Annotated in this window: 1 protein-coding gene; it reads right to left on the reverse strand. The window is 36.5% G+C overall.

Features of this window, described 5'->3' with window-relative positions:
• Window positions 1-137: 137 nt before the first annotated feature.
• The gene (locus tag AC1TO4_RS19785; protein WP_482106705.1) at window positions 138-587 is read right to left on the reverse strand and encodes a hypothetical protein; all 450 of its coding nucleotides are present in this window, start codon (window positions 585-587) and stop codon (window positions 138-140) included.
• Window positions 588-1,470 lie beyond the last annotated feature (883 nt).

The following is a 1,470-nucleotide window of genomic DNA, read 5'->3' on the forward strand; positions in this document are numbered from 1 at the left end:
AAGAAAAAATTAGCTGGCATGAGTCCGGTTCAATACCGTCTGCATACCAGCCAATTAGCTGCATAATATAAAACTCTAACTTTAGGGGGTCACAACAGGGTAGGACGCTTTTTTTGTTTTGAAAGATTTAAATACAATCATATTTGAATTGTAGCACCTTGTAATTTTAAATATTGACCATCTTTTACAGTGATATAAGTATCAGCCTGGATATTTTCATTTGTAACAATACTACCGAGTTGGTGGCTGCTATTTGAACTTACCTCTAAATAACCCATCCCGATGGGACTAGTCAAAATTACCTTATACTCTCCAGCGGGTATGTCCTTGCCGACTTTGTACATGCCATCTTTATATAATCGATCCTTTGGGATTATGGATAGTTCCGAGGCTACTGGATGCATTTCTCCTCCAGTCATTTTGAAATATTCACCATCTTGAAGAGTGACATATGAGTGGGAGTCGTCCATGAGATTATCGTTAAAGATTATGCTGTACAGACCTCTGGCGCTATCTTTTGCGCTATCGATATATGTCATGTCATCAGATAAAGCCGGATATTCTCTAACAGGTATTTCAGATCTCACTTTGTACGTACTCAGTTTTATCTTGTTAGCATCTGCTTCAGCTGTAATTAGTGGCTTCTTCTAGCATTTAGTCAGCAGCTGCCTTTTCATCTGCATCCTTCTTATCTAATTCAACTTTCTATTCATCTGTGAATTCGGGCTCTTTTTCAACCTTATCGATAACCTATTTTGCAGGACCTGACACTTCAACCTTTTTGAGTTTTCCTCACCCGTTCGAATCTCTTCTATTATAAGTGATTTAATAGGGTGGCCCAAGAAATCTCTTTATCATATGGATTATTCGCTTTCTATTTCATTACTTTTTTAAAAACTATTCGGATGTGTGTTGTTCGTCTTTGTGTCTGACGCAGGTACCTCTTTTTAATTGAAAAGGAATTAGAATAGAAAGATGTTTAATTTCTAATGATGAAAAAGGAATGAGATAGTGCACTTTGGTGCAGTAGAAATAGAAATGGAAACTATTTTAAATAAGACTTGCATTTCATTAGATAGAATGGTATATTTATTAAGTTGCTTTTGCGACATTATGAAAACAACGCAAAAAGAAAGTAGAATTAGTTGTTGACATGAACTAAACGAAATGTTATGATATAAAAGTTGTCGCAGAAAATGACAACGACTAAAGGTGAAGGGTGCTAGTTGATCCTTCCGACATGAACCTTGAAAACTGAACAGCAAAACATCAATGAAATACAGCGAGAGTGCTAACGCACTTAAGCAAAACGTTTCTAACTAAGCTAGCTTCGGTTGGCTGAATAGAAACACACACAAGAATCTTCGGATTCGAGTCAGCAAGAAATGAGCTATTCGATTTCTTTATGGAAAACTACTTCTTTATAGAAGTAGTTCTTATGGAGAGTTTGATCCTGGCTCAGGACGAACG

The organism is Sporosarcina sp. Y838, assembly GCF_056786515.1.